Raw genomic sequence first — 4,048 nt, 5'->3', positions numbered from 1 at the left:
ATCGTGAAGAATGTCGGGAGTCTTACTGTCGGGCAGGGGCGCTCCTACACGGCGGGGAGTTTCGATCTCACTTTGCAGAGGTTGAGCGGGTTGACCGGGGGGATGCTGGATTACTGTCGGGAGAACCAGCAGGCCGCGTCCGACGGGTGGGAGACCTTGTTCTCCGGGTATGTCGATGATGTTGAAGCTGAACAGGATCGGCAACGGAAAGAGGATGCCCTGTGGGGGGTGCTGTGGGACGCGGTACAGGTCGTTGAGGGTGTGTTGATTCTCGCGGTGGGCGTGGTGGGTACGCCGTTTAGCGCGGGTGCGACGTTGGCGTTCGCGGGGCTGGGTGGGTCGTTGATTGTGGGGGGTGTGAACAGCGCGATTAACGACGCGTCGATTGCGTCGACCGGTGAGGGGTTGAATCTGGCCGGGATGGCCAGCGATCAGGTGGGCCAATGGTATGACGTCACTGTGATGCGGCCGGCGGTTGAGTCCGGGTCGTGGGCGGGGCAGCTCGTCGCTGGTGTCGGGTCTGGCGTGGGGCAGCTGGTCAGCGGTGCGGCGCAGATGAATTTGCGTGACACGGGGCGTGGGATCGAGGCCCTCGTCTTCGATGAGAAGGTGCGTAACCAGGCGTGGCAGCAGGTCTCGACGCTCGTTGACGAGGTCCGCGCGGGAAACCCGGTGGTGATCGGACAGATCGTTGGGAATATCCTGCCCGGAGCGGCGGCGTTGAAGATCGCGAAAACGAGCGGGGTTCTGGGCGAGGCTAACAAATTCGCCGACTTCGCGAAACCCATCATCACGAACCCGAGCAGGACCACCAGCGCACTGGACTGGCTTAAGAATGACCTCGGCGCGGGAGGGGTGACAGTCAGCAACGAATTCACGCCGACAATACGGCCAGCAGACCGCATTGACGGGGCGACCGGCAAGCCCCGCGGTATTGACGGGCCGGAGCAGAAGCCTCGTGGTGTCGATGGTCCGGAGGAAAGGCCCCGTGGTGTTGACGAGCCGGCGAGCGTTACTCTTCGTCAAAAGGCTGAGGTTCTGGATCCGTTTGATCCGAACCGCAAGGGCGCGCTGCTCCCCGACATCATCTACCGTGCGAGTGCACCCGGCACGAACCACCAGTACGTGTATGAAACGAACGTTGACGGTCTGATCGAGCGGGTCACCGTCGCGAAACTGTTTTTGAAGGCCACACGTAAGCGGTTCAGGAATATACGCCTCACCCCGGGTAGGCTCCGTGGTGATGATGCCGGTCACCTGATCGCCGACATGTTCGACGGCAGCCCCGCCTTGGAAAATCTCGTCAGCCAAGCCAAGTCGGTGAACCGGGGCGCAGGATCGAAATGGACCGCCATGGAACGCGCGTGGCGAAAGGCACTGAAAGCACATCCGCCACGTGCGGTTACCGATATTGAGATCAAGGTTCTCTACGACGGCACCAGCCGACCAACCGCGTTCGAAGTCAAATACAAAATCGACGGAACGCCCTTCACTCGCTCTATCCCCAACCCCGTTACTGAGATCAATTAAGAAGGAGAGTTATGCCCAATGAGACCAGTTTCGAACGGCTGTCGGAGATCCAGGACGAGATCCTGAGCTTCACGATGGAGCAGGTCGGCGACAAAGTCGACAATTTCTACGTGCAAGGTAAGATAACAGACGACGCGCACGGGAACGTTACAGGATACGAAGGTAACCTCAGGAACGTTGTTGTCGGTGGTCGTGTCCTCGACGTCTCCAATGTTCTCACCGATGAAGAGTTCTACGAGAACGCTGACTATGTTAAGCCGCGGATCGTCGAGCTGCACGATATTCTCCGTGAGCTGCAGGGCAAGTCTCCGGTGCGTTTTCGCTGGGCGGTTGACACGACAACGGGTCAGGTGGAGAGCGACTGGACGTACTACGACGATCTGACGGACGAAGAGAAGAATGACGACTTCTGGGAGAACTGGGAAGGTGATTTCGCGTGGAAGGCCCAGCTTGAGGCCGAGCTAGCGGGGCGGTAGTCTTCAGTTACTTGCTGGTGTCGTTTCTGATCTCGGGCAGGTGGTCAGTGAGGGTGCGCAGCTGAACGTGGGAGAGATCCATGATGGTCTCAACGTTCTGGCTACTGACGGAAGTGCCTGGTCTCAACGTCGCGAAACTGTTTTTGAAGGCCAAACGTAAGCGGTTCAGGAATATCCGCCTCACCCCGGGTAGGCTCCGGGGTGATGATGCCGGTCACCTGATCGCCGACATGTTCGACGGCAGCCCCGCCTTGGACAATCTCGTCAGCCAAGCCAAGTCGGTGAACCGGGGCGCGGGCTCGAAATGGACCGCCATGGAACGCGCGTGGCGAAAGGCACTGAAAGCACATCCGCCACGTGCGGTGACCGATATTGAGATCAAGGTTCTCTACGACGGCACCAGCCGACCAACCGCGTTCGAAGTCGAATACAAAATTGACGGACATCTTGTTTCTGACACGATCCCGAACCCAATTCCCTAACCCAAACACGAAGGACAATGATGGATAACGGCACTGGCTTTCAGTGACTATCGGAAATTCAGGAAGAGATTATTGCGTTCACGTGGGAGCAGGTAGGCGACAAAGTCGAAAAGTTCTACATCGAAGGCAAGATCTCCGATGATGCCTCCGGCAATATCACACAGTACAGCGGAAATCTCAAGTATTCGATCGCTAACGGTAAAGTTCTGAACAATTCCGATGTTCTTGCCAAGGAAGAGCTTAGGGAGAACGTTCGCTTTGTTCAGCCGCGGATCGTTCAGCTGCATGACATTCTCCGTGCGTTGCAGGGCAAGTCTCCGGTGCGTTTTCGTTGGTCGGTAGATACCCGGACCGAGCAGGTGGAGAGTGACTGGACGTACTACGATGATCTGACGGACGAAGAGAAGAAAGATGACTTCTGGCAGAACTGGGAAGGTGATTTCGCGTGGAAGGCCCAGCTTGAGGCTGAGCTAGCCGGCGAGTAGGACCGGGAGAAGTTTGCGTCTGATCGTGACGTCTCAGCAGGAGACGTGGGCGGCGTATGAGGCCACGGATCATGGATTCGACCAGGTCAAGAATCTCCTCGCTGAGTTGAACGGTATCCTGAACAATGTCGGGAGTCTTACTGTCGGGCAGGGGCGCTCCTATACGGCGGGGAGTTTCACTCTCACTTTGCAGAGGTTGAGCGGGTTGACCGGGGGGATGCTGGATTACTGTCGGGAGAACCAGCAGGCCGCGTCCGACGGGTGGGAGACCTTGTTCTCTGGGTATGTCGATGATGTTGAAGCTGAACAGGATCGGCAACGGAAAGAGGATGCCCTGTGGGGGGTGCTGTGGGACGGGATACAGGTCGTTGAGGGTGTGTTGATTCTCGCGGTGGGCGTGGTGGGTACGCCGTTCAGCGCGGGCGCGACGTTGGCGTTCGCGGGGCTGGGTGGGTCGCTGATCGTGGGGGGTGTGAACAGCGCGATTAACGACGCGTCGATTGCGTCGACCGGTGAGGGGTTGAATTTGGCCGGGATGGCCAGCGATCAGGTGGGCCAATGGTATGACGTCACTGTGATGCGGCCGGCGGTCGAGTCCGGGTCGTGGGCGGGGCAGCTCGTCGCTAGTGTCGGGTCTGGCGTGGGGCAGCTGGTCAGCGGTGCGGCGCAGATGAATCTGCGCGACACGGGGCGTGGTATCGAGGCCCTCGTCTTCGATGAGGACGTGCGTCACCAGGCGTGGCAGCGAGCTTGTCAAGTTGTGTGTGTAAGTGGGTGGAGTCTCGGGTTTAGAGGTAGCGGTTGATGCGTTCGGGATAGACGAGGGAGAGCTGTTCGAGGGCTTTCATCCAGTTCGTCACGACTTGTCCTTCGACGAGGCGTCCTTCGGCTTTGCGTTTCGCGCCGTGGGAGAGGCCGCGCTCGTTGGCGCGGTCGCGGGCTCGTTTGTCCTCAATGTTGCAGATCGCGAGCCAGAGCAGTGAGGTGCCCCATTGTTTCTGGACCACCGCGCAATTGGTATGATTGCCGCGTTGACCGAAAGGATGATCGGGATGTCAAGTTCCCGTGGGAAGTA

Annotated in this window: 6 protein-coding genes and 1 pseudogene; 5 read left to right on the top strand and 2 right to left on the bottom strand. The window is 58.8% G+C overall.

All coding sequences use genetic code 11. The annotated features are described in order from the left end of the window. From B0H03_RS15870 to B0H03_RS15860, 3 genes are all read left to right on the top strand, one after another. A partial coding sequence (locus tag B0H03_RS15870; RefSeq protein ID WP_207774262.1) for a DNA/RNA non-specific endonuclease occupies positions 1 to 1,530 on the top strand: 1,530 nt, incomplete at its 5' end. A gap of 11 nt (positions 1,531 to 1,541) precedes the next feature. Then, positions 1,542 to 2,006 carry a hypothetical protein gene (locus tag B0H03_RS15865; RefSeq protein ID WP_104266473.1) on the top strand — a complete coding sequence of 155 codons (465 nt, stop codon included), beginning with the start codon at positions 1,542 to 1,544 and terminating at the stop codon, positions 2,004 to 2,006. 80 nt (positions 2,007 to 2,086) lie between these two features. After that, positions 2,087 to 2,488: a DNA/RNA non-specific endonuclease gene (locus B0H03_RS15860; protein ID WP_104266474.1), complete on the top strand. Its 402-nt coding sequence runs from the start codon at positions 2,087 to 2,089 to the stop codon at positions 2,486 to 2,488. A 47-nt stretch (positions 2,489 to 2,535) separates the two neighbouring features. Here B0H03_RS15860 and B0H03_RS15855 read toward each other — a convergent pair whose 3' ends face one another. Further along, positions 2,536 to 2,775 carry a hypothetical protein gene (locus B0H03_RS15855; protein WP_104266475.1) on the bottom strand — a complete coding sequence of 80 codons (240 nt, stop codon included), beginning with the start codon at positions 2,773 to 2,775 and terminating at the stop codon, positions 2,536 to 2,538. Positions 2,776 to 2,790: 15 nt separating this feature from the next. Between B0H03_RS15855 and B0H03_RS16380 the strand changes: the two genes are divergently transcribed. Continuing rightward, complete coding sequence (locus B0H03_RS16380) at positions 2,791 to 2,973, top strand: hypothetical protein (RefSeq protein WP_127843998.1); 183 nt, start codon at positions 2,791 to 2,793, stop codon at positions 2,971 to 2,973. A 25-nt stretch (positions 2,974 to 2,998) separates the two neighbouring features. Continuing rightward, on the top strand, positions 2,999 to 3,778 hold the full coding sequence (locus B0H03_RS15850; RefSeq protein WP_104266476.1) for a hypothetical protein: 780 nt from the start codon (positions 2,999 to 3,001) through the stop codon (positions 3,776 to 3,778). On the opposite strand, the pseudogene B0H03_RS15845 reads toward B0H03_RS15850, so the two are convergent. Continuing rightward, positions 3,762 to 4,004: pseudogene (locus B0H03_RS15845) on the bottom strand (IS256 family transposase); the annotation flags it as partial. The gene B0H03_RS15850 and the pseudogene B0H03_RS15845 sit on opposite strands and share 17 nt — an antisense overlap. Positions 4,005 to 4,048 lie beyond the last annotated feature (44 nt).

This window comes from Rathayibacter iranicus NCPPB 2253 = VKM Ac-1602 (assembly GCF_003149025.1).
In the GTDB taxonomy this organism is placed as follows: Bacteria; Actinomycetota; Actinomycetes; order Actinomycetales; family Microbacteriaceae; genus Rathayibacter; species Rathayibacter iranicus.
This window is presented reverse-complemented; position numbering and strand designations above follow the sequence as displayed.